We start from the raw sequence: 19,843 nt of genomic DNA, 5'->3' as shown, positions 1-19,843 counted from the left end.
AATTGATAGTTTCCAATGGTGACTAGATAGCGAAATGGATGTAAGTGTGAAGAAGGCACTCTTGTCTCACCTGATTACGCTGGAGTAACCCGATGAAAGCCGCCAGCCCGAAACCGGACGCCTATGCCGCCAATTGCCCGACGCGCCAGATCCTCGACCGGGTCGGCGACAAATGGGCGGTGCTGATCCTGCTGCTGCTGCGGAGCGAGCCGATGCGCTTCAACCAGCTTCGCCGGGCCATCGAAGGCATTTCGCAGAAGATGCTGTCGCAGGTGTTGAAGAGCCTGGAGCGCGACGGGCTGCTGCGCCGCCGTGCGATCGCAACCGTTCCGGTCACCGTGGAGTATTCGATCACGCCGCTCGGATCGACGCTCGCCGAAGCGGTCGATCCGCTGCGCGACTGGGCCGAGCAGAATCTGAAGGAAGTGCTGGCCGCACAACGCCGCTACGACGCGCAGCGCAAGGCACTGGCGGCCTGAGGCAGCTAATTGATCGAGAGGAGCCTAATACTGCCCGGCCTTGGCGAGCTCGACTTCGACGCGCAGCTCGATCTCGCCCAGCACGGCATCGAGGCCGGGGTCACCGGAGGATTCCTTCAGGCTCGCCGCAGCATCGCGCAGCCGGTTCACAGTGGAGGAATCGAAATTGCCGGACAGCAGTCCGAGCTTGAGCGCGTCGAGCACATCGAGCGCGCCCTTGCCGCGCGCCACCGAGCGCTTGCGGCGTTCGGTCGGGTCTTCGACGCCCTGCAGCGCGAGCAGCGCATCGAGGCTCGTGGCGGCCTTCGGCGCGGCGGTGGAGCGGACCTCCTCCTGCGCGCTGGTCGCATCCGGCAGCGAGAAGCCGCTCGACGAGGTGCGCCGCGTCGAGCTGGTCGACGTGCCAAGCGTGGTGCCGTTCGGTCCGTAGATGCGCATCGTCATGATCCCGCAGGCCTGAATGCCGCGAGCATCGCCGTTTTATGGTTAACGGTGCGTAAACGACCCGGCAATTTTTGCCGCCGCACGGCAGTTTCGCGCTCCCTGGCGAACCGGAACCGAACGGCGACCCGACAATTTCGATAAAGATATCAACATACTGCTCCGACAAAACCGCGTGGCACGAGGCTCGCATGGTTAATGGCGGATCGCCGTCATGGGAGTGTCGCGCGATCTGCGCGTTGAAGTTCGAGGGAGCATTGGATGCCCGGCATCCGCATCGTAAGCTTATTCGGGTTGGCCTGCGCCGCGCTGCTGGCGCTGGCGGCGTCCGCCATGCCCGCGGCCGCGACGTCGCGGATCAAGGATCTCGCCAACATCGAGGGCGTGCGCCAGAACCAGTTGATCGGCTACGGCCTCGTCGTCGGCCTCAACGGCACCGGCGACACGCTGAACAACATCCCCTTCACCAAGCAGTCGCTGCAGGCGATGCTCGAGCGCATGGGCGTCAACATCCGCGGCGCCACCATCCGCACCGGCAACGTCGCCGCCGTGATGGTGACCGGCAATTTGCCGGCGTTCGGTACCCAGGGCACGCGCATGGACGTCACCGTCTCCGCGCTCGGCGATTCCAAGAACCTGCAGGGCGGCACCCTGCTCGTCACCCCCCTGCTCGGCGCCGACGGCAATGTCTATGCGGTGGCACAGGGATCGGTCGCGGTCGCCGGCTTCGCGGCCGAAGGCGCCGCCGCGAGTGTCGTCCGTGGCGTGCCGACCGTGGGCCGTATCGCCAACGGCGCCATCATCGAGCGCGAGATCGAGTTCGCGCTCAACCGGCTACCCAATGTGCGGCTGGCGCTGCGAAACGCCGACTTCACCACCGCCAAGCGGATTGCCGCGGCCGTCAACGATTACCTCGGCGTCAAGACCGCCGAACCGATCGATCCCTCCACCGTGCAGCTCTCGATCCCGTCGGAATTCAAGGGCAACGTCGTCGCCTTCCTGACCGAGATCGAGCAGTTGCAGGTCGATCCCGACCTCGCGGCGAAGATCGTGATCGACGAACGCTCCGGCGTCATCGTGATGGGCCGCGACGTCCGCGTCGCGACCGTCGCGGTGGCGCAAGGCAATCTCACCGTCTCGATCTCCGAGAGCCCGCAGGTCAGCCAGCCCAATCCGCTGTCGCGCGGCCGAACGGTCGTGACACCGCGCACCAACGTCGGCGTCAGCGAGGACGGCAAGAAGTTCGCAGTGGTCAAGGACGGCGTCTCGCTGCAGCAGCTCGTCGACGGCCTCAACGGCCTCGGCATCGGACCGCGCGACCTCATCAGCATCCTGCAGGCGATCAAGGCCGCCGGCGCGATCGAAGCCGACATCGAGGTGATCTGATGGGAAGCCTGATCAACAGCACCACCGGCAGCATGCCGAACAAGGCGTTGATGCCGATGTTCAACGGCCGCCCTGATCCCGTGCTGCAGGACGCGATGAAGAAGGTCACGCCGCAGCAACTCACCAAGGCGAAGGCGACCGCGACCGACTTCGAATCGATGTTCCTCAATACGATGTTCTCGCAGATGACCACCGGCCTGAAGGGTGAAGGCCCCTACGGCGACACGGTCGGCACCGGCGCGTGGCGGTCGATGCTGACCGACGAATATTCGAAGAACTTCGCCAAGGCCGGCGGCGTCGGCATTTCCAACGAAGTGTTCCGCTCGCTGATCCTGCAGCAGGCGAACAAGAGCTAATTCGGTTCTCAAGGAGCAGCGCGATGAATCAGCGTCCACAGCAGCATCGGCCGGCCGCCCCCGCGGCGCGGCCCGCGACGACGACGCCCCCCGATGTCGCGCGTCTCGCCAACGAACTGACCGAAGTGATGAGCGCGCTGCTCACCGTCGTCGAGCAGGAGACCGAGTTCGTCCGCGCCGGCAAGATCCGCGAGGCCATGCGGCTCGAGGCGCAGAAGTCGGAGCTATCGCGGCGCTACATGCTCGCGGTGGAGCACCTCAAATCGATGCAGAAGATGCTGTCGCAGACCGACCCCGAACTGCTCGCCACGCTACGGCGTCATCACGAGACGTTCCGCGCGATGCTGCAGGTCAACCTGACGGTGCTTGCAACCGCACACGCGGTCTCCGAAGGCATCGTGCGCGGCGTCAATGCCGAGGTGCAGCGCCGCAACATCCCGAACACCTATACCGCGAACGGTCAGCGCGCCACGCCGGGCCCGCGCAACATGACACCGATCGCCGTCAGCCGCACGCTCTGACGCGCACGCCGACAATTTAGCTCAATTCGACGCGGCTACGGCAGCGTGGCATTCAGCGTGTTCCCTAACAGCCTGTTGAGAGGTTCCCCGTAGAGTTGCGGATCGTGAGGGGTTGGGATTTGACTCAAGCAAACTAGTGCCTGTGCACTACGAGGCTGCCATGAGTACAGATTTCAACATCAAGCCGGTGGGGGCACCGGTTGCAGCGCCGATGATCACTCCTGTGAGTGATACGGCGCAGAAGGCGGTGAAGACCGAATTGCCCGCGAGCCAGAGCGTCACCGCTCCGGAGCCGAGCGTGCGCGTCACGATCGACCCCAACACCGTCAATGCGTCGCTCTCAAATCAGGCACCGTCCGTCACCGACCAGGTCATCATCGACCGCGACGCGCGCGCCGTGGTCTACCAGGTGGTCGATAATCGCACGAATCTCGTGGTGAGACAGTTTCCGGAAGAAGCCGTATTGCGCCGCCGCGCCTATTTCCACGCGCTCGATCTCAGCAAGGACGCGCCGACGCGGGCGCGCGCAACCGACCGCCGCGCGTAACGCAAGCGACTGGGCCCTCACTTCTGTGTGGCATAGGCCTTGTCGAGATAGGTCGATCCGGTGGCCGGATCGGTGACGACATTGGCGATCAATGCCGTCCCCTGCTGCACCAGCGAAAACTTGGTATCGCCGATCCGGAACGAGCCGTCCTTGACCAGGACGTCCTGATACTTGCTGGTGGCGTCGCTCTGATAATGGACCTTGGCGCGGAAGCCATCGACGTTCGACACCGAGATGTTGAACGACTTGTTGTTGGCGTACTTGCCGCTCCAGCTGCCCTCATAGAGCTTCGGATCGACCGCCACATAGGGCGTCTTCGACGGAACCGTCAGGCCGGCGGCCTTGTAGTTCGCGGACAGGATGCTCAACACGTCGGCCATGCCGAGAGCTCCGTTGTGAACCGGCCGATCAGCCGCGGCCCGAAAGGCCGGCGGCGATGTTGCAGTTTATTTCGATCAGCGACTTCAGCTTCGCCGGGTCCGGATTCATCTGGATGTCGATGGTCTGCTTCATCACGAACACGCTGATGTTCGCGATGTTCTGACGCACCTCGAGCGGCTGCGGATTGTCGGCGCCCTCTGCCGCGCTGAGGAAGATCGACCACAGGCGGCGATTGAACAGCAATGCGTGATCGAGCGCCTTGTCGAGCCCATTCCAGTTCGCCTGGACTTCCTGCAGCTGCCGCGCGGCCTTCAACAGCGCCTGCGCTTCGATTTCACGTGGGGAGGCCGTCGTCGTTGACGTACGGGCGTAGGCCTGGGCTGCATTCGACATTAATGACCTCGATGGGATGCGGATTTCTCGGGCCGCGGAGACGCAATTCTAGCGCCCGATATTTATGCATCCGGCGCCTTTAAATATGGTTAGCAGGCGTTACGAGATGCGCCGTTCTGACGGCACGGAAAGATACCGTAATATCCCGGAGACAAAGAAAAACGGCGGGGTTTCCCCCGCCGCTCTTGAACCACTTGTCGGCGTGCTTAGCGGAGCAGCTGCAGCACGCTCTGCTGGCTCTGGTTGGCCAGCGCCAATGCCGAGACCGCGATCGACTGGCGGGTCGACAGCGCCTGGCTGTTGGCCGCTTCCTCGTTGGTGTCGGCCAGCGTCAGGTTGGACGAACCGGTCTGCAGCACGTTGATCAGGTTCTTCGAGAAGTCCTGGCGGATCTGCACGATCGACAGGTTCGAACCCAGCGTCGAGGCTTCGCTGCGCAACGAGGAGCTCGCCGAGCCCAGCGCCGTCAGCACCTTGTTCGCCGAGTTGTTGTCGAGGAAGTCGGTGCCCGCGGTCAGCGTGTTCAGGCCGAGGCCGGTGGCATTGAAGGTGACGCCGCTGATGGCGAGCGTGGACTTGCCGGTCTCGTTGAAGGTCAGCTTCAGGTTGTCGCCGTTCAACAGGTTGATACCGTTGAACGAGGCGTCCTGCGCGGTGGTCGTGATCTGCGCGATGGTGTTGTTGTACTGAGTGACCAAAGCGGCGCGCGCCGACTGCGACGCCGGATCGGCAACCGGCGCCGTGCCGGCTGCGCCGAACGTCGCGGTGCCGCCGCCGGTGTTGGTGAAGGTCACCGCACCGATCGTCGAGGACGCCGCGTCGTTGGTCGTGGTGATGACGAGCTTGTTGGAGCTGTCGAGGCTCGCCGTCAGGTTGCTGGCCGCCAGCGACGTATTCAGCTGCGCCAGCGAGCTGCTGGCCCCGAAGGTGAAGCTGAAGGCGGGCTGACCGGCCGAGGCCGCGATCGCCAGCACGTCGCCGCTCTTGATCGTGGTGCCGTCGACGAGGTTGGCTGCCGTGCCGCCGAGCGCCGCGGTGGAGCTGACCTGCGACCTGCTGGTGTAGCCAGTCGGGCTCTGCAGCACCTGGTTGGCAATCGACTTCGCGGTATCGACCAGCTTCTGCAGCGAGGTGATGCCGGTGTTGGCAGCCTGCAGCACCTGCACACCGTTGCCGATGCCGTCGAGCAGGTTGTTGATGTCGCTGGCGCGGTTGTCGAGCGACTGTGCGGTGAAGAAGTTGGTCGGGTTGTCGAGCGCCGTATTGACCTTCTTGCCGGTGGCAAGACGGTTCTGCGTGGTGGAGAGCAGATCGGCGGTGGACTGGAGGGAGAGGAGGTTCTGACGAACGGAGGAGGAGAGAATGATACCGGACATTTTCATACCTTTCTGGTGTGAAACTGAGGAAAAAACCGCGCCAATCCTTTCTGACCGGGCGGATGGCCGATCCTGCGGTCAAGCCGCCAAGGAAAAAGAAATCTCCAGCACGGCATTTGAGACAAATGCCGAAGAATAAAATTGTCGCCACTGGGCGAAGTTCGCCGTGAAAACTACTGAGACGATTGCCGATTTCGGCCGAGGGTCGCAACTCGCGTCGCCGCCTTGTTCACCAAGCGTTAACCATCATGGGAAAGGATCGCTGTCGCATCGGCCCCGGGCCGCAACGGCGGCTGCTAAGCAGTGCCGAACTCAACTTCGTTCCGCCGCAACGATATCGCGCGACTGCCCGGCAAAGGAGAACGGTCATGGCCCTGAAGGTCGAACTCAAACCGAACGAGCGCATCATCGTCGGCAATTGCGTGATCACCAACACCGAGCAGCGTGCCCGCCTCTTGATCGACGGCGACCGCATCCCGATCCTGCGCGAGAAGGACATCCTGACGCCGGAGACCGCGGACACGCCGGCGAAGCTGATCTATCTCGCCGTGCAGCTGATGTATCTGTCGCCGGACCCGATGGCGCACCACCCGACCTATTTCAGCCTGGTGCGCGACATCATCACCGCGATGCCCAGCGCCTGGCCGTTCATCGAGAGCGTCAACAACTTCATCCTCAACGGCGATCTCTATCACGCGTTGAAGGAATCCAAGAAGCTGATCGCGCATGAGGAGAAGCTGCTGGAAACCGCACGCGGTCAGCAGAACGGCAATCAGGACGATACCCGCAAGAGCGCGTAGAGCTTGCTGCTTGACGCGTTTTCTTCACGCGAACCGGCATCCACTTCGCCTGAAAACGCTCTAGCCTCGCCTGAACGAAAAGGCCCCCGCGCGGGAGGCCTTTTTGCTGGCTGGAGATGAGGGGCAAGCGATCAGGCGATCGGCAGATATTTCAACAGCGTGGTCTGATACAGCATCGACGTGGTCTGGTACGAGGCCTGCAGGCTGGTCTGTAGCGCCAGGATCTTGGTCGCGACCTCGTCCTGATTGACGCCCTCGACCGAGTCGAGCATCGTTTCCGCCATGGCCTTGAGCTGGGTCTGACGATCGGTGGCCGCCTTGGTCGCCGTCTGCGCGCCGGCGAACTCGGCCTGCACGTCCTGGATCTGCTGCTGGCCGTTCTGCGGCGCAAGATTCCCGCTGACGCGCTGCGCGAGCGCCGTCACCTGCGCGCTTGCATTCGGGTTGCTGGCGTTGGTGGTCACCGCCGCGTACACCGCGACGTTCTGCAGCAGGTAGCGGAAGGCCTGCTCGTTGGCACGCGCGCCATACTGCACGGTGATCGACTGATCGACCTGCGCGACGGCGGTGCCGCGCGCCGATCCCGGGCCGTTCTCGCCGGTGTACCAGTACACGGTGTTATCCGGCGTGCCGGCGACCAGGTTGGTCGCGGTATCGAATGGCGGTCCCCCTACCCGGAGCGGCGCCGGGGTTGCGGTCGTGTTGTTGGCGATGCCGAGCGCGCCAAGTGCGGCCGTGTTGGAGCTCGAGATCGAGAGGCTCGCGCCATCGGCGCCGTGAAGCGTGATCGCACCATTGCTGATGGTCGACGGGTTCTTGGTGCCGCTGATCTGGTCGATCTTGGCCATCAGCGTCTGCACGCTGTCGGTGACGTTGACCTGGTTGCCGGTGGCGCCCGAGGCAACGAAGGTAATCGGGGTGCCGTTGACCGTGATGGTGTCGCCGGCCGCGAAACTCGTCGACAGCGAGTCGGTGCCCGCCGCGCCCGAAAGGGCGGTGGCGCCGCTGATCGGCGCCGGCGGCGTATTCTGGTTGTTGACGGCGGCGCCCGCGACGGTCGCGACCGGATTGAAGAAGTTGTTGGAGGCCGCGACCGCGGAGGCCGCCACCAGCGACGTGTCGCTCAGCGTCTTGATCGACGAGGTCAGCGTCGATTGAAGGTTGGCCGTCGTCGCCGTGGTGTCGGCACCGATCAGGAACGAGCCGGCCGGCGGCGGGTTCGTGGTCGTCGCCGTGAGCTCGATCGCATCGGTGGTGCCGTCGGGCAGCGTGAAGTTGAACTTGATCTTGTCGCCATCCTTGGGATTGACGGCGCCGAGATCGACCGAGGTGGACTTCGGCGTGCCGGCCGGCTGCGTCACGGTGGCGCCGGTCAACGACGACTGCACCGACAGCAGTTTCAGGCCGAACGGCGAGCCGTCCTCGGCAACGCTGGTCACCGTCGTGGTCGCCGGCGGCGACGAGACGCTCAGGCGTCCCATCAAATTGGTGCCCTGATCGGCCTGCTTGCGCTCGTTGATGAGCTGGGTGAGGCCGGCCTGGGTTGCCGTGCCCTTCAACATGGTGTCGGCCGACACCGTGGCCGGCGTATCCATGGCACGGCCGGAGAACAGATAGCGGTCGCCCGACTGGCTGTTCAGCATCGCGACCGCATTGGAGAACGCGGCCTGCGCCGTGATCTGGCCCGACGTCTGCCCGCTGTTGTTGAGCGTCAGCGTCGCGGTCGTCGCGGCGTTCTTCACCTGGCTCCCGACGTCGGACAGCCCCTGCAGGGTGAGGTTGGCGACACCGAGGCGGGTGTTGAGGTTGGTGGCCGTGTCCGAGAACGCGTTGATGCCGCTGATCTGCGCGCGCAGGCTGAGCGCAAAGCCGCGATCGAGCCCCTGCCCTGCATAGGTCGTCGATACCTTGCCGGTCGCAAGCTGCGTCGTCAGGTCATTGAGCTGACTGCGCAGGTTGAGGATCGTGGTGCCGATATAGGAAGTTCTGCCGCTTACGCCGTCAATCGACATGTTACCCTCACGTAAGCTGCAGCAGCGCGTCGTACATCTGCTTGATCGACGACATCACGCGCGCATTGGCGGAATAGGCGTTCTGCAGCGACAGCAGATGCGCCATCTCCTCGTCCATGTTGACGCCGGAGGTCGAGTCCATCTTGCTCTGCAGCGTATTGAGCACGACGTCCTGACCGTCGGCCAGTTGCTTGGCCGCCGTCGCCGATTCGCCCTGCTGGCTGATGAACTGCTTGGCAAAGTTCAACAGCGTGCCGGTGAACGGTGCGCCTGACGTGCCGAGGCCGGTCTTCGGCGAATAGCTGTATGACGCGTTCGACAACTGGTTCAGAATGAGGTTGGCGCGCGTGGTATCGCCAGCCGGCGTCTGTGGATTGGTCGCGTACACGACCATGCGCGAGGGGTCGCCGACCAGGGCGGTGTTGACGCTGATGCGTGCGGCAAGGCCGGTCGACTGCGAGCCGTTCGCGGTGATCGCGCCGGTGTAGAGTCCGCCATTGTCGGTGAACAGCGGAAGCTGCGGATTGCCCGACGTCAGCGACGAAACGGTCGACGTGACCGACGCCGCGGTCACATCGGCCTTGTTGGCGGCGCCGTCGTCAAGCACGCGCAGCGTCGACCCGGAGGGATTGGAGAATTGCAGACCGGTTCCGCCGAGCGCGCCGTTGAGTTGCGACAGCACCGAGCTCATGCCGCCGGAGAAATCCACGCCCAGCACCTCGTCGTTCGGATCGACGGTTGCGGTGTTGCTGAGCGGCAGCACGCTCGGATCGTCGACGCGGACGATCGACAGATTGTGCGTGATGCCGGTGGTATTGTCCTTGTAGGAGACGTGGATGGTGTTGCCGCTCTGCAGCCCCGAGAGGTCGAGGTCGAAGCCGGACTGAGCCCCCGCCGTCGCCGCGGTGCCCGCCGTCGTCTTGTCCGACAGCGCGCTCGACATCGCGGCGGCGAACTGGTCGATCTGCGTCTGGGCCTGCGCCAGCGTGTTGTCGCGCAGCTCGAGATAGGCGGCGATCTTGCCTGACCGGATCGAGTTGGTCGACACCATGTCATAGGTGCCGCCATGCGGGAAATTGATGGTGATGGTGCCGACGGTGCTCTTGGTCGGGTCGGTATTGTATTGCGTGTTGGGCGTCATCGTGCCCTGGGCGTTGAAGCTGAGCGTCGCCGCTTCGGTGCCGACCAATTGCACGCCGGAATTGGTGAACACTGTCACCTGGTTCTGGCTGTTGGTGACGGTGCGGATGTCCATCAGCTGCGAAAGCTGGGTAACGTAACGATCGCGCTGATCGAGCAATGCCGCGGTCGAGGCATCGGCCGTGCCGCCAGTGGCCTGCAGCTGGACATTGAGTCGCGCGATCTGCTGCATCGCATTGTTGGCCGTGCTGACGGAGTCGCTGATGCCAGCCTCGGCGTTGGCGCGCAGCGTCTGGATGCCCTGCGAGGTCGCGTTGAGCTGCTGCGCCATCGATTGCGCGGCATTGACGACGCCGATCCGGGCCGACTGCGAGTCCGGGCTGGTCGACAAGCCCTGCACCGCGGTCAGGAACTTGTTGTAGGCGTCCTCGATCGTGCCGGTGGAGTCGGGATTGCCGTAGACGCCCTGTAGATTGGCAAGGAAGCTCGAGCGGACGTCGGCGTAGGACGCGCCCGACGTCTCGGTGCGAAGCTGGGTCTGCAGGAATTCGTCGAGCTGGCGGTTGACGCCGGTGATGAGAACGCTCGACCCGAACTGGCCGGTGGTGCCGGTATCCTGGTTCAGCGTCTTCCTGACGTAGCCCGGCGTCTCCGCGTTGGCGACGTTCGACGACACGAGCGAGAGCGAGGCCTGCGTGGCGCGCAGGCCCGACATCGCGGTGGAAAGGGCTTGGCTCAAACCCATGATGTGTACTCGCCTTTACTGCTTCACACGCGCATGTCTGATGCGATCAGCGGACGACGTTCAGGAGGTCCTGCACCATCGAATTGGTCGTCGTGATCACCTTGGTGTTGGCCGAATAGGCCTGCTGGGTCACGATCAGCTTGGTGAACTCGTCGGCGATATCGGTGTTCGAGCTCTCGAGCGATGAACCGACGATGGTGCTACCGCCCTTGCCGAACAGCGCGCCACCGGACTCGTCCGTCGCCTCGAACGCACCGCCGTCGATGCGCTTCAGGAAGTTGGTGCCGTTGAAGGTCGCCACCGAGATTTCGGCAAGGTCGATGTTGCGGCCGTTGGTGTAGTTGCCGACGATGCGGCCGTTGGTCGAGACGCTGACCGACTGCAGCTGGCCGGCCGGGAAGCCGTCCTGCTGGATCTGGTTGACCTGGACGTTGCCGTTGGCGTCCGCGAACTGGGTCACGCCGCCGGAGCCGAAATTGATCACGGGACTGCCGAGCGACACGCCGTTGACGACGGCATTGTTGAGCGCGACCGAGGAGATCGCCGGCGACATCTGGCCGTTCGACGCGAAGGTGAAGTTGATGTTGGCGTTCTGCCAGGAGACCTGCGTGCCGGTCGCGTTGGGATTGACCTGATAGAACAGGTTCCAGCTATCGGTATGTCCGGAGCCCAGCGAGGAGCTGTCGGTCTTGGCCCAGCGGAATTGCAGGTTCACCGGCGCACCCGACACGTCGTAGGCCGTGACGGCGCCGCCCGAAACGGATTCGTTCAGGAAGGTCGAGTTGTCGTTGCCGACGACCTGGCCGGTGCCCACGGTGCCGCCGCCGCCGCGGGTCGCAACCGCCGAACCGGTGAAGCCGAGCGCCGCGAGCGCGGTCGAGTTCGAGCTCGTCACGTTGAGGTCGGCCGACGTGCCGGAATGCAGGGTGATCTTGCCGCCGCTGATCGTCGATGGCGTCGCGGTACCGGTAATCGAGTCGATCTTCGCAAGCAGCGTCCCGATGCTATCGGTGACGTTGAGCTGGTTGCCGGTCGCACCCGAAGCCACGAAGGTGATGACGGTACCGTTGACCGTGATCGTATCGGCGGGCACGACCGGGGGGCCGGCCGAGCCGGCGCTGAAGCTGGCATTGATCGAATCGCTGCCCGCGGCACCCGAAAGCAGGGTCGCGGCGGTATTGGCGACCGACGGCGTCGCCTTGTTGTTCTGCGCGGTGCCGGTGACCGATGAATCGGTATACGGCGCGGCCGGCGTGCCCAGCACCAGCGGGTTATGTCCGGCGCTGAACGCGCCCGGCCGGATCAGCTCGGAGCCCGGCACCGAGGTGTCGTGCGCGGTGGTCAAGGGATAGGACGCGAGGTTGGCGCGATAATCGATCTTGGTGGTCTGCTGCGCCGGCAGGAAGTCGTTCTTGAAGCGCAGCGTTTGCGGCGATGAGCCCGAGGGGTTGCCGGTGGTCGGGTCGATCGGGACGCCCTCGAGATAATAGCCGGCGCCGTTGACGAGATAGCCGTCCTTGTTGAGCTGGAAATCGCCGCGGCGGGTGTAGCGGTCGACGCCGTCGAACACCGGCGAGCCGTCGGTGAAGCCGCCGGGCTTCTGCACCGCGAAGAAGCCGTTGCCGTTGATCGCCATGAAGGTCGCGACCGACGCCGACTGTACGTCGCCCTGCACCGAGTTGGTCGAGCGCGACTGCGCCGTGACGCCGCCGGCGAGCTGCGCGGTCAGCGCGGTCTGCGGGACGAGGTCGAGAAAGGAGGTATCGATGCGCTTGAACGCCGTGGTCTGCGAGTTGGCGATGTTGCCGGAGATGTTCTCGAGCGCGTACGATCCTGCGCGCAAGCCACCGACAGCCGTCGTGAGAGCGCCGAAGATACCCATGACATGTTCTCCAATTCGATTCCCGGCGGCTGGCAATCACAGGAATGGCCGCATCGGCGGAGCATGTCGCAAAGGTCGTGCCACGAAACGAAACGTAACAAAATCATGCGCTTGAAAAAAAAGCCCCGGCCGTTTAACCGGGGCACAATTGCCGGGCAGGCAACAATTGCCGGGACAGAGCGCAGTTCTGACCGCGCTCCTCCGTCTTGGCTTGACGCGCTTTCTTGATGCGAACCCTTCGTTCGAAAACGCTGCAGGCGTCAGGTCGCCGAGGGGGCGGCCGGGTGAAACACCAGCGCAAAACCGTCCATGCAATAGCGCAGCCCGGTCGGCTTCGGGCCGTCGTCGAAGACATGGCCGAGATGGCCGCCGCAGCGGCGGCAATGCACCTCGGTGCGCAGCATGCCGAAGGTGCGGTCCGACGTGGTACCGATCGCATTGTCCAGCGGCTTCCAGAAGCTCGGCCAGCCGGTGCCGCTCTCATATTTGGTCTCGGACGAGAACAGCGGCAGGTCGCAGCCGGCGCAGGCGAAAGTGCCCTTGCGGTGCTCCTTGAGCAGCGGGCTCGATCCGGGCCGTTCGGTGCCCTCCTGGCGCAGGATCTCGTATTGCTGCGGAGTCAGCTGCGCGCGCCATTCGGCGTCGGTCTTCTCGATCTCGAATTTCTCGGCGGCCTGCGCCGGCGAGGCGCGCAGCCAGCGGAAGGCGGCAAGGCCGAACAGGCCGGCGACGGAAGCAAGCAGGATGCGGCGATCGATCATCAATCATCTCCGATGCGGGCGGCCAAAGCTGGCGAAACAAGACTGGCAAACTGGCTCGTCACCAAATACGAACCCCGCCGCCGGACGTTACATCCGCCCGTCCGAAATCCGCTCACTTTCTTGCGAGGGATGGGCATATGGCTCACCGTCCTCAGCCTGCCGCGGCGCGGGCGGCGACACCGGCCGCGCGGCCGACGGCGGCGGGCGGCGGGGCGGCGGCCCCCGGGTTCCCGCCTTGAGATTGGCCTCGGCCAGCCGCGCCTCGCGGCGGCGCTCCTTCGCACGTGCACCCTCGCGGCAGCGCGCCAGCACGCCCGCCGCAGACGCGGCGCCCCTCGCCCACAGGCTGATGAAATGACCGGCGACGCGGCCGGTGGTGCCGCCGGCCCAGACCAGCTCGAACGGCGAAAACAGCCGCCAGCGGTCGTCGCCCCACAGGATGCTGCGCGCGATCAACTGGCCCGCGAGTGCCGAGGTGTTGAGCCCCTGCCGGCCGAGGCCGCTGGCCACCCACAGGCCCCTGCGCAACTGCCCGATCTGCGGCATGCCATGCACGGTGACGCCGACCGCGCCACCGAACGTGTCGGCGATCGGGACCTTGCCGAGCTGAGGAAACACCGTGGCGATACGCCGCTGCACCGCCGGGCCGAACCGCTTCGGCCGCGCGGCCCAGGTGGTTTCGGGACTGGCCCACAACAGGCGATCGCCATCGACGATACGGAAATGGTCGATGCCGTCGCTGTCGACGACCGAGCCGGAGAAGGCGATCGCCTCCGCCAGCCGTTCTCCGAGCGGTTCGGTCAACGCCGCGTAGCGCCACACCGGCAGCAGCGTATCGGACAAGCGCTTCAGCGGCGCGCCGAGATGGATGTTGCCGGCGAGGACAATGTGGTTGGCGCGCAGTCGCGCCGTCGGCGTCACGATGCGCTTGCGGATGCCCGAGAAATCGATGCTGACGACCGGCGTCTCCTCGAATATCCGCACGCCCGCCCGCATCGCCAGCGCGGCGAGACCGTGCACATATTTGCGGCCGTCGATCTGGAATGCCTTCGGATAATAGATGCCGTGGAAATAGCGCCCGGTCCTGAGCACGCTGCGCACGCGATCGACCTGCCAGCCTTCGACTTCGGTGGCAAATTCCTCGCCCAGCGTCTGCAGGCGGCTGATCAGCGCTTCGCCGATATCCACATTGGAGACTTCCAGCGCGCCGTCGCTCGCCCTGATGCCCGGGATCAGCTCCTCGGTGGCGGTGGCGCGAACATAATCGGCGCCCTCTTTCGAGAGCGCCCACAATTCGCGGGCATCATCGAGGCCGACGCGCTCGATCACATCTGATATCGGCAGGCCGAAACCCGGCATCACGGTGCCGAGATGGTGGCCGGAGGCGTTCCAGCCGACCTGGCGGCCCTCGAGCACGGCGACGCTGGCCCCAAGCCGCGCCGCCTCGCGTGCCACGGTCAGGCCGGCCAGCCCCGCCCCGACCACGCAAATGTCGACGTCGAGGTCGAACGCCAGACGGTCGCGGAACGGCGAGGCCGCCTCGTCGGGGCCGCCTACCGCACTTGTGGAAGTCTCGCTCATGTCGTTTCTTACGAACCGCTGCGGCGCTTGTCACCTTGTCCAGGGCATGCGCCTGTAGAATTTAATTCGACCAGACCGAATCGAGATGGAAGTCCATGCGCCGTTTGCTGCTGCTGCGTCACGCCAAGACCGAAACCGACGCGCCTTCGGGGCAGGACCAGGACCGTCGTCTCGACGAGCGCGGCCACCGCGATGCGGCGGAGATCGGCGGCTGGATCGCCCGCCATCCACCCCTGCCCGATCTGGCGCTGGTGTCGCCGGCGGTCCGCACCACGCAGACCTGGGAGATCGTGCGCGAGGCGCTGAAGGGCGCCGGACGTGCGCCGAAAGTCGAATTCGTGCCGGAACTCTACGGTGCCGATCCAGCGCATCTACTCACCGCGATCCGGATGGCCTCCGTCACCGACCCGAAGCGGCTGATGCTGATCGGCCATAATCCCGGCATGCACGAGCTCGCGCTGACCCTGACCGGCAGCGGCGAGGAGGCCGCCAAGCGCGCGCTCGGCGACAATCTGCCGACCTCCGGGCTCGCCGTCTTCGACTTCGCGACCGACGACTGGAACGACGTCTCCTTCCGGCGCGGCAAGCTCATCCTGTTCGTTAGCCCTAAACTGTTGAAGCAGGCCTCGCGCGGCTGACGCAAGCGGACAGCGCCGCTCTGCCATGCTATATTGATCGCGGCGCGACAGGGGGACCGGTTCGCGGCGACACGACAAGCTATCCGAAGAAAAAGAAGGCGCGCGTCCCGGGACAGGGACCAAACGGCTCCAGACCAATCGCGGACAGGAGGCGCAGATGTACAAGTCCATACTCGTGCCGATCGACCTCGCCGATACCGATCTGGCGAAGCCGGCGATCGCAACCGCTGCAACATTGTCGCAAACCTGGAACGGAGCGGTGCGTCTGCTCAACGTATTGCCGATGACACCGGTGATGCTCGCCGAATATGTTCCGGCGGATTTCGACAGCCAGCAGCGTGAAACATCGGAAGAAGCGCTCGCGATCGTCGCGCGCGAATCCGGCATCGCGCCCGGGCGCATCTCGGGCGTGGTCCGCCAGGGCGGCATCTATCACGAGATCCTCGAAGAGGCCGCGACCATGAAGGCCGACCTGATCGTGATGACCTCACACCGCCCGGCGATGCGCACCTATTTCCTCGGCTCAAACGCCGGGCACGTGGTGCGCTACGCCAAATGCTCGGTGCTCGTGGTGCGGCACTAAGGCGGGACGAGTGATGGGGCCGTCGCCGGCGGCGCTGCCAAAATATCGAAAACAACCCCATGCAAAGGAGCCGGCGGCTGCCGGCGTTCGACCAGGCGCTTGACACGTCGGGCAACTCAGGGATATTCTTCTAATATTCCGAAATTGCGCCCCGCATCCCCTCGCCCCACACGTCGCAGGCAGGAGAGAGAACGCGCGCTATTCGCGGCCGCAGCCTGGTCTCACCCTGCCTTAATCCAACCTCAAGAGTAGCTCGAGCCCCGATCGGGAAAATGGCGACAAGCTTTCAGTGGCCGACGTCGCCTTTTGGCCCTTTTCGGAAGTGCCGCGCTGGCTATCGAAAGTCCGATGACGAGGTTTAGGCGGACGTCACGGTTACGCCCTCCGACTTCCGAGTTTGACCCAAGGCAGAACTGGTCCAATAGCCGCCCGAGGAACAGTTACCTGACATGCGACTAGATCGGCCGCTCCGACATGATCTGCTCGATCCACGATATAACCGCCCTGACCCGCGCCAGATGCTTAAGGTCAGGATGGACGATCATCCACATTTCACGGGAGAGAATCGGTTTTGCGCCGCTTAAACGCGAAAGTCCAGGAAAGCCATCCGCAACACGGCATGGAAGCAGCGACCGGCCAAGGCCGGCTCGGACGGCATTGAAGGCCAACTCCGAGTCGTTGACGGTGACAAACGTTTCCGAGGTCGGATCGGAGGCTATCGCTTCCGCCATCCAGCGTGCCTGCGGCAAGTTAGACCAGTAGGCATCATAGGTAATCCATGGCAAGCCGCGCTGCTGCGTTGACGCGGCATACACCGCAAATTCGAAGGTGCCGACGCGTCGAGCTATCACGCGATGCTCGCTTTCGGGCCGGGTCATACGCAGTGCGATATCGGCTTCCCGGTTTGTGACACTGAGATTGCGAGGGTCGGCAACCAGTTCGATCTGCAACCCCGGATGCGATTGGAGAAAGGCTGCCAACGCCGGAATCAGAATATGATTTAGCACCAGCGGCACAGCCGTCACGCGAACCTTGCCGACCTCGAGTCTGTCCGCATTCCTTACGCTGTCCTTGACAGACTCGACATCGAGTTCGATGCGCTCGGCCCGACTGATGACGATGTGCCCTCTGTCGGTCGGCGTCAGATGACCTGCATTGCGCTCGAACAAGCGGACGCCCAGCAGCCGCTCAAGGCGCGCAATTCGCCGGGCCACCGTGGTCTCATTAACCCCAAGCTCGCGCGCCGCGCCAGCAATGCGGCCCGTGCGCGACAGCAACAAAATGTAACGCAGGTCATTCCAATCCAAGTCCTGCATTTTTGCAGTTTAATACAGCAAACTTGTCGCTCCAGCAGCATTTTTGTCGGCTGTAGGTTCGGTGGGGCGCTCCGTCGCAGCGACCGGCCGGAAATGGAAATCTCTGGAAAGTATCGGAAAAGACCCACGCAGGAGAGAGCTATGTCGGCTATTCCATACAAAGGGACCCTACTCACCCCGGCCATATTCGGCCTGGCAGCCAACCTGGCATTGTTTTCGGCGCCTCTCAGTGCCGCCGAATCCGGAGGGCAAAAACCAGTGCAAGATCCCATCACAGGTGACGAAGATCTGGGAGACCTGAGCCAACCCCAACAGGCATTGGCTCAATTCTACCGCGGCTTCAATACCCGTAATCTCAAGATGATCGACGAAAACTTTGCCCGTTCCGATGAGGTCGCGATCGATAATCCTCTCGGAGGCATTCGTCGGGGAGCAGATCAGCCACACGTGATGTATGAGGGAGTCTTCAAGAGTCCGGCGGACGTTCACGTTGTATTTTGGGACTACACCATACACCGCGCGGGCGATGTATTTTGGGCCGTTGGACGTGAACGCGGTACCTATCGTGAGGGTGATGTCGTAAAAGATCTCAACATTCGCACCACTCGCATCTATCAACTGATAGATGGCCGCTGGCGGCAGATGCATCATCACGGATCAATCGAAGATTCCAAACTTCTCGGTGACTATCAAAGCGCAATACGATCCGCAGCGGCGAAAACCCACTAACGGGCCGGCACTCGCCTCAAATTATTCGCGCCAATTGGGCCGGAAATCGCGCGATGATCGCTTCTGGCCCTCTTGAGACATGCCGGATGGCCGTGACGATGTCCGCTTTCGAACGAAGACCGGAAGTGCCGACCCGCCCGTGCAAGGTCTCAGTTTGACCCCAGTCGGACATCGCCGGGTGAAACAACTCCTTGCTATTTGGCCAAGTAGCGCAGCTAGTGAACGGCATCTAACACAAAAGAGGCGGGGCCATTTCCCTGTTAGCTGCCGACAAAATGGCGAAAATCCGAAGACGTAATTTTTGATTGTCAGCACTGTCGGGCTCGCACAAAGCCACCCGAGGGCTAACCGCTCTACAAAAGGAATGACGCGGTGTTCAGACATTCTGTTGGTTCGACTTTTGCGGTTGTCATAAGTGCAGCATTTTGCAGTTCGCTGTTAATGGCGGCGACGCCATCCCCCGCACATGCAGCCGAGATTAAGCTGCTCGGCCCGGCCTCCTTTCGGGTCCTGTTCCCCAAATTGCTACCACAATTCGAGAAATCGTCGGGCGACAACGTCACGGCTGGCTACGCGCCGCTCGGTGTGATCACCGAGCGCGTTATCAAGGGCGAGGTCGTCGACGTGGCGATCGTCTCTGGCAAACAAAACGAAGAATTACAGAAGCAAGGCAAGCTGCTTGCGGGGAGCCGCGTGGAAATCGCTCAGGTTGGCTTTACCATCTTCGTCAAGAAAGGAGCCGCCAAACCCGACGTTAGCTCAGCGGATGCACTTAAGCGTGCACTGCTGGCGGCAAAGTCGATCGCCGTTGGCGATCCCGCCCGCGGCGGCGGCGCCAGCCTCTATACGATCGGCTTGATGAATCGCTTGGGGATTTCAGAGGAAGTAAATGCGAAAAGTCGGTTGGAACCATCCGGCACCGAGGTTGCAGAGGCGGTGGCGAAAGGCCTGACCGAACTTGGCATCGGTGTGGCCAGCGATTCGAGCCTGGTCGCCGGTATCGAGTCCGTCGCTCTGCCGGCCGAGGTTCAGAATTATTCGTTGTATGTGGCGGGGATCGTCACCGATAGCAAGCAAGTTGACGCCGCCAAGGACCTTATCACTTTCCTGAAGTCGCCCGCGGTCAAGCAGGCCTTGACTGACAATGGATTCGAGCCGCGGTGATAGGTTGTACGACGAAGCGGACGTGCCAATGGCGTTGCCAACGAAGAGGAAGCTAACGGGAAGGCCACCATACCATCACCTGATGGTGTTGTTCAAAGGAGCAATAAATGCGTGCAATTCTTTTCGTGGTGGCGTTCTGTGGATTCTCAACGGCGGCAATTGCCGGCCCAAAGGAAGACGCGCTTTCGGTTCTTGAGAATTGGACGGAAGCTTTCGCAGCTTCAGATGTTGACGGCATTGTAAAGCTCTACGCGCCGGATGCGCTCTTCATAGGCACCGGAAGCAAGACCGTCGTAACCGACACGCAGGCGATCCGCAAATACTTCGAGAAAGCACTCCTCACGCGCAGGCCCCGCGCGGCACCTATCAGTTCCACGGACGTGATGGTGCTGGCCGACAACGCCGTCCTCGTCACAGGGTTAAACGAGTCGACGGGAGTGTTGGATGGGAAACCCTTTAGCAGCCCAGGACGCGTTACATTTGTAATCGCGAAACGTGGTCAGGAATGGTTGATCGTGCATTTCCATCGGTCGGCAATGCCGAAGTGAAGTCCGAGCCCCTCTATTGAATTGCGTGAACTACAGAATGTCTCTTCATGGCCCTTTTCGGAAG

General features: G+C 63.3%; 22 protein-coding genes. 12 read left to right on the top strand and 10 right to left on the bottom strand.

Features of this window, described 5'->3' with window-relative positions:
* Positions 1-92: 92 nt before the first annotated feature.
* The gene (locus tag AC066Y_RS14015; RefSeq protein ID WP_478274375.1) at positions 93-479 is read left to right on the top strand and encodes a winged helix-turn-helix transcriptional regulator; all 387 of its coding nucleotides are present in this window, start codon (positions 93-95) and stop codon (positions 477-479) included.
* A gap of 24 nt (positions 480-503) precedes the next feature.
* Here AC066Y_RS14015 and AC066Y_RS14010 read toward each other — a convergent pair whose 3' ends face one another.
* Positions 504-917, bottom strand: coding sequence for a flagellar assembly protein FliX (locus AC066Y_RS14010; RefSeq protein WP_212310064.1), 414 nt, complete (start codon positions 915-917; stop codon positions 504-506).
* A gap of 264 nt (positions 918-1,181) precedes the next feature.
* Here AC066Y_RS14010 and AC066Y_RS14005 point away from each other — a divergent pair, with 264 nt between their 5' ends.
* The 4 genes from AC066Y_RS14005 (at position 1,182) to AC066Y_RS13990 (ending at position 3,730) form a co-directional block, all read left to right on the top strand.
* The gene (locus AC066Y_RS14005) at positions 1,182-2,306 is read left to right on the top strand and encodes a flagellar basal body P-ring protein FlgI (RefSeq protein WP_478274374.1); all 1,125 of its coding nucleotides are present in this window, start codon (positions 1,182-1,184) and stop codon (positions 2,304-2,306) included.
* The gene (gene flgJ / locus AC066Y_RS14000; RefSeq protein WP_176530216.1) at positions 2,306-2,662 is read left to right on the top strand and encodes a flagellar assembly peptidoglycan hydrolase FlgJ; all 357 of its coding nucleotides are present in this window, start codon (positions 2,306-2,308) and stop codon (positions 2,660-2,662) included. The genes AC066Y_RS14005 and flgJ overlap by 1 nt, the downstream gene beginning before the upstream one ends.
* A gap of 23 nt (positions 2,663-2,685) precedes the next feature.
* The gene (locus AC066Y_RS13995; protein ID WP_176530215.1) at positions 2,686-3,183 is read left to right on the top strand and encodes a hypothetical protein; all 498 of its coding nucleotides are present in this window, start codon (positions 2,686-2,688) and stop codon (positions 3,181-3,183) included.
* A gap of 160 nt (positions 3,184-3,343) precedes the next feature.
* Positions 3,344-3,730: a hypothetical protein gene (locus AC066Y_RS13990; RefSeq protein WP_456722098.1), complete on the top strand. Its 387-nt coding sequence runs from the start codon at positions 3,344-3,346 to the stop codon at positions 3,728-3,730.
* A 17-nt stretch (positions 3,731-3,747) separates the two neighbouring features.
* On the opposite strand, the gene AC066Y_RS13985 is transcribed toward AC066Y_RS13990, so the two are convergent.
* From AC066Y_RS13985 to AC066Y_RS13975, 3 genes are all read right to left on the bottom strand, one after another.
* Positions 3,748-4,110 carry a hypothetical protein gene (locus tag AC066Y_RS13985; protein WP_478274373.1) on the bottom strand — a complete coding sequence of 121 codons (363 nt, stop codon included), beginning with the start codon at positions 4,108-4,110 and terminating at the stop codon, positions 3,748-3,750.
* Between the two features lie 28 nt (positions 4,111-4,138).
* Positions 4,139-4,504, bottom strand: coding sequence for a flagellar biosynthesis regulator FlaF (gene flaF, locus AC066Y_RS13980; RefSeq protein ID WP_456654885.1), 366 nt, complete (start codon positions 4,502-4,504; stop codon positions 4,139-4,141).
* Between the two features lie 206 nt (positions 4,505-4,710).
* Positions 4,711-5,880 (bottom strand): flagellin N-terminal helical domain-containing protein, encoded by a 1,170-nt coding sequence (locus AC066Y_RS13975; RefSeq protein ID WP_478274372.1) that lies wholly within the window; start codon positions 5,878-5,880, stop codon positions 4,711-4,713.
* Between AC066Y_RS13975 and AC066Y_RS13970 the strand changes: the two genes are divergently transcribed.
* Positions 5,867-6,019 carry a hypothetical protein gene (locus tag AC066Y_RS13970; protein WP_478274371.1) on the top strand — a complete coding sequence of 51 codons (153 nt, stop codon included), beginning with the start codon at positions 5,867-5,869 and terminating at the stop codon, positions 6,017-6,019. The two genes, AC066Y_RS13975 and AC066Y_RS13970, sit on opposite strands and share 14 nt — an antisense overlap.
* Positions 6,020-6,248: 229 nt before the next feature.
* Positions 6,249-6,680 carry a flagellar biosynthesis repressor FlbT gene (flbT, locus tag AC066Y_RS13965; protein ID WP_176530212.1) on the top strand — a complete coding sequence of 144 codons (432 nt, stop codon included), beginning with the start codon at positions 6,249-6,251 and terminating at the stop codon, positions 6,678-6,680.
* A 131-nt stretch (positions 6,681-6,811) separates the two neighbouring features.
* On the opposite strand, the gene AC066Y_RS13960 is transcribed toward flbT, so the two are convergent.
* The 5 genes from AC066Y_RS13960 to AC066Y_RS13940 all read right to left on the bottom strand — a co-directional run bounded on the left by AC066Y_RS13960 (position 6,812) and on the right by AC066Y_RS13940 (position 14,801).
* A complete protein-coding gene (locus AC066Y_RS13960) occupies positions 6,812-8,692 on the bottom strand; it encodes a flagellar protein (RefSeq protein WP_478274370.1) in 1,881 nt (626 codons plus the stop codon).
* A gap of 7 nt (positions 8,693-8,699) precedes the next feature.
* On the bottom strand, positions 8,700-10,577 hold the full coding sequence (gene flgK / locus AC066Y_RS13955) for a flagellar hook-associated protein FlgK (RefSeq protein ID WP_478274369.1): 1,878 nt from the start codon (positions 10,575-10,577) through the stop codon (positions 8,700-8,702).
* A gap of 46 nt (positions 10,578-10,623) precedes the next feature.
* On the bottom strand, positions 10,624-12,459 hold the full coding sequence (locus tag AC066Y_RS13950; protein ID WP_229172109.1) for a flagellar hook-basal body complex protein: 1,836 nt from the start codon (positions 12,457-12,459) through the stop codon (positions 10,624-10,626).
* A gap of 260 nt (positions 12,460-12,719) precedes the next feature.
* Positions 12,720-13,220, bottom strand: a complete 501-nt coding sequence (msrB, locus tag AC066Y_RS13945; protein WP_092115436.1) for a peptide-methionine (R)-S-oxide reductase MsrB — start codon at positions 13,218-13,220, stop codon at positions 12,720-12,722.
* Between the two features lie 87 nt (positions 13,221-13,307).
* Positions 13,308-14,801: an NAD(P)/FAD-dependent oxidoreductase gene (locus AC066Y_RS13940; RefSeq protein ID WP_478274368.1), complete on the bottom strand. Its 1,494-nt coding sequence runs from the start codon at positions 14,799-14,801 to the stop codon at positions 13,308-13,310.
* A 95-nt stretch (positions 14,802-14,896) separates the two neighbouring features.
* On the opposite strand from AC066Y_RS13940, the gene AC066Y_RS13935 reads away from it, so the two are divergent.
* Both AC066Y_RS13935 and AC066Y_RS13930 read left to right on the top strand, forming a co-directional pair.
* Positions 14,897-15,439, top strand: a complete 543-nt coding sequence (locus AC066Y_RS13935; protein ID WP_478274367.1) for a SixA phosphatase family protein — start codon at positions 14,897-14,899, stop codon at positions 15,437-15,439.
* A 157-nt stretch (positions 15,440-15,596) separates the two neighbouring features.
* Positions 15,597-16,022 (top strand): universal stress protein, encoded by a 426-nt coding sequence (locus AC066Y_RS13930; RefSeq protein ID WP_021077991.1) that lies wholly within the window; start codon positions 15,597-15,599, stop codon positions 16,020-16,022.
* A gap of 455 nt (positions 16,023-16,477) precedes the next feature.
* Here the strand turns inward: AC066Y_RS13930 and AC066Y_RS13925 are convergent, their stop codons facing one another.
* Positions 16,478-17,338, bottom strand: coding sequence for a LysR family transcriptional regulator (locus AC066Y_RS13925; RefSeq protein ID WP_478274366.1), 861 nt, complete (start codon positions 17,336-17,338; stop codon positions 16,478-16,480).
* Positions 17,339-17,479: 141 nt separating this feature from the next.
* Between AC066Y_RS13925 and AC066Y_RS13920 the strand changes: the two genes are divergently transcribed.
* The 3 genes from AC066Y_RS13920 (at position 17,480) to AC066Y_RS13910 (ending at position 19,779) form a co-directional block, all read left to right on the top strand.
* Entirely contained in the window at positions 17,480-18,067 is a 588-nt protein-coding gene (locus tag AC066Y_RS13920; protein WP_478274365.1) for a YybH family protein, read from the top strand.
* Positions 18,068-18,508: 441 nt separating this feature from the next.
* On the top strand, positions 18,509-19,231 hold the full coding sequence (gene modA / locus AC066Y_RS13915; RefSeq protein WP_478274364.1) for a molybdate ABC transporter substrate-binding protein: 723 nt from the start codon (positions 18,509-18,511) through the stop codon (positions 19,229-19,231).
* Positions 19,232-19,338: 107 nt separating this feature from the next.
* Positions 19,339-19,779 (top strand): SgcJ/EcaC family oxidoreductase, encoded by a 441-nt coding sequence (locus AC066Y_RS13910; protein WP_478274363.1) that lies wholly within the window; start codon positions 19,339-19,341, stop codon positions 19,777-19,779.
* Positions 19,780-19,843 lie beyond the last annotated feature (64 nt).

It is taken from the genome of Bradyrhizobium sp. USDA3010 (assembly GCF_056429065.1).
This window is presented reverse-complemented; position numbering and strand designations above follow the sequence as displayed.

What these genes read in the sequence shown, in the direction of transcription:
- AC066Y_RS14015 (WP_478274375.1), top strand. Translation starts at nt 93, where the DNA reads ATGAAAGCCGCCAGCCCGAAACCGGACGCCTATGCCGCCAATTGCCCG.
- AC066Y_RS14010 (WP_212310064.1), bottom strand. Translation starts at nt 917, where the DNA reads ATGCGCATCTACGGACCGAACGGCACCACGCTTGGCACGTCGACCAGC.
- AC066Y_RS14005 (WP_478274374.1), top strand. Translation starts at nt 1,182, where the DNA reads ATGCCCGGCATCCGCATCGTAAGCTTATTCGGGTTGGCCTGCGCCGCG.
- flgJ (WP_176530216.1), top strand. Translation starts at nt 2,306, where the DNA reads ATGGGAAGCCTGATCAACAGCACCACCGGCAGCATGCCGAACAAGGCG.
- AC066Y_RS13995 (WP_176530215.1), top strand. Translation starts at nt 2,686, where the DNA reads ATGAATCAGCGTCCACAGCAGCATCGGCCGGCCGCCCCCGCGGCGCGG.
- AC066Y_RS13990 (WP_456722098.1), top strand. Translation starts at nt 3,344, where the DNA reads ATGAGTACAGATTTCAACATCAAGCCGGTGGGGGCACCGGTTGCAGCG.
- AC066Y_RS13985 (WP_478274373.1), bottom strand. Translation starts at nt 4,110, where the DNA reads ATGGCCGACGTGTTGAGCATCCTGTCCGCGAACTACAAGGCCGCCGGC.
- flaF (WP_456654885.1), bottom strand. Translation starts at nt 4,504, where the DNA reads ATGTCGAATGCAGCCCAGGCCTACGCCCGTACGTCAACGACGACGGCC.
- AC066Y_RS13970 (WP_478274371.1), top strand. Translation starts at nt 5,867, where the DNA reads ATGATACCGGACATTTTCATACCTTTCTGGTGTGAAACTGAGGAAAAA.
- AC066Y_RS13975 (WP_478274372.1), bottom strand. Translation starts at nt 5,880, where the DNA reads ATGTCCGGTATCATTCTCTCCTCCTCCGTTCGTCAGAACCTCCTCTCC.
- flbT (WP_176530212.1), top strand. Translation starts at nt 6,249, where the DNA reads ATGGCCCTGAAGGTCGAACTCAAACCGAACGAGCGCATCATCGTCGGC.
- AC066Y_RS13960 (WP_478274370.1), bottom strand. Translation starts at nt 8,692, where the DNA reads ATGTCGATTGACGGCGTAAGCGGCAGAACTTCCTATATCGGCACCACG.
- flgK (WP_478274369.1), bottom strand. Translation starts at nt 10,577, where the DNA reads ATGGGTTTGAGCCAAGCCCTTTCCACCGCGATGTCGGGCCTGCGCGCC.
- AC066Y_RS13950 (WP_229172109.1), bottom strand. Translation starts at nt 12,459, where the DNA reads ATGGGTATCTTCGGCGCTCTCACGACGGCTGTCGGTGGCTTGCGCGCA.
- msrB (WP_092115436.1), bottom strand. Translation starts at nt 13,220, where the DNA reads ATGATCGATCGCCGCATCCTGCTTGCTTCCGTCGCCGGCCTGTTCGGC.
- AC066Y_RS13940 (WP_478274368.1), bottom strand. Translation starts at nt 14,801, where the DNA reads ATGAGCGAGACTTCCACAAGTGCGGTAGGCGGCCCCGACGAGGCGGCC.
- AC066Y_RS13935 (WP_478274367.1), top strand. Translation starts at nt 14,897, where the DNA reads ATGCGCCGTTTGCTGCTGCTGCGTCACGCCAAGACCGAAACCGACGCG.
- AC066Y_RS13930 (WP_021077991.1), top strand. Translation starts at nt 15,597, where the DNA reads ATGTACAAGTCCATACTCGTGCCGATCGACCTCGCCGATACCGATCTG.
- AC066Y_RS13925 (WP_478274366.1), bottom strand. Translation starts at nt 17,338, where the DNA reads ATGCAGGACTTGGATTGGAATGACCTGCGTTACATTTTGTTGCTGTCG.
- AC066Y_RS13920 (WP_478274365.1), top strand. Translation starts at nt 17,480, where the DNA reads ATGTCGGCTATTCCATACAAAGGGACCCTACTCACCCCGGCCATATTC.
- modA (WP_478274364.1), top strand. Translation starts at nt 18,509, where the DNA reads ATGGCGGCGACGCCATCCCCCGCACATGCAGCCGAGATTAAGCTGCTC.
- AC066Y_RS13910 (WP_478274363.1), top strand. Translation starts at nt 19,339, where the DNA reads ATGCGTGCAATTCTTTTCGTGGTGGCGTTCTGTGGATTCTCAACGGCG.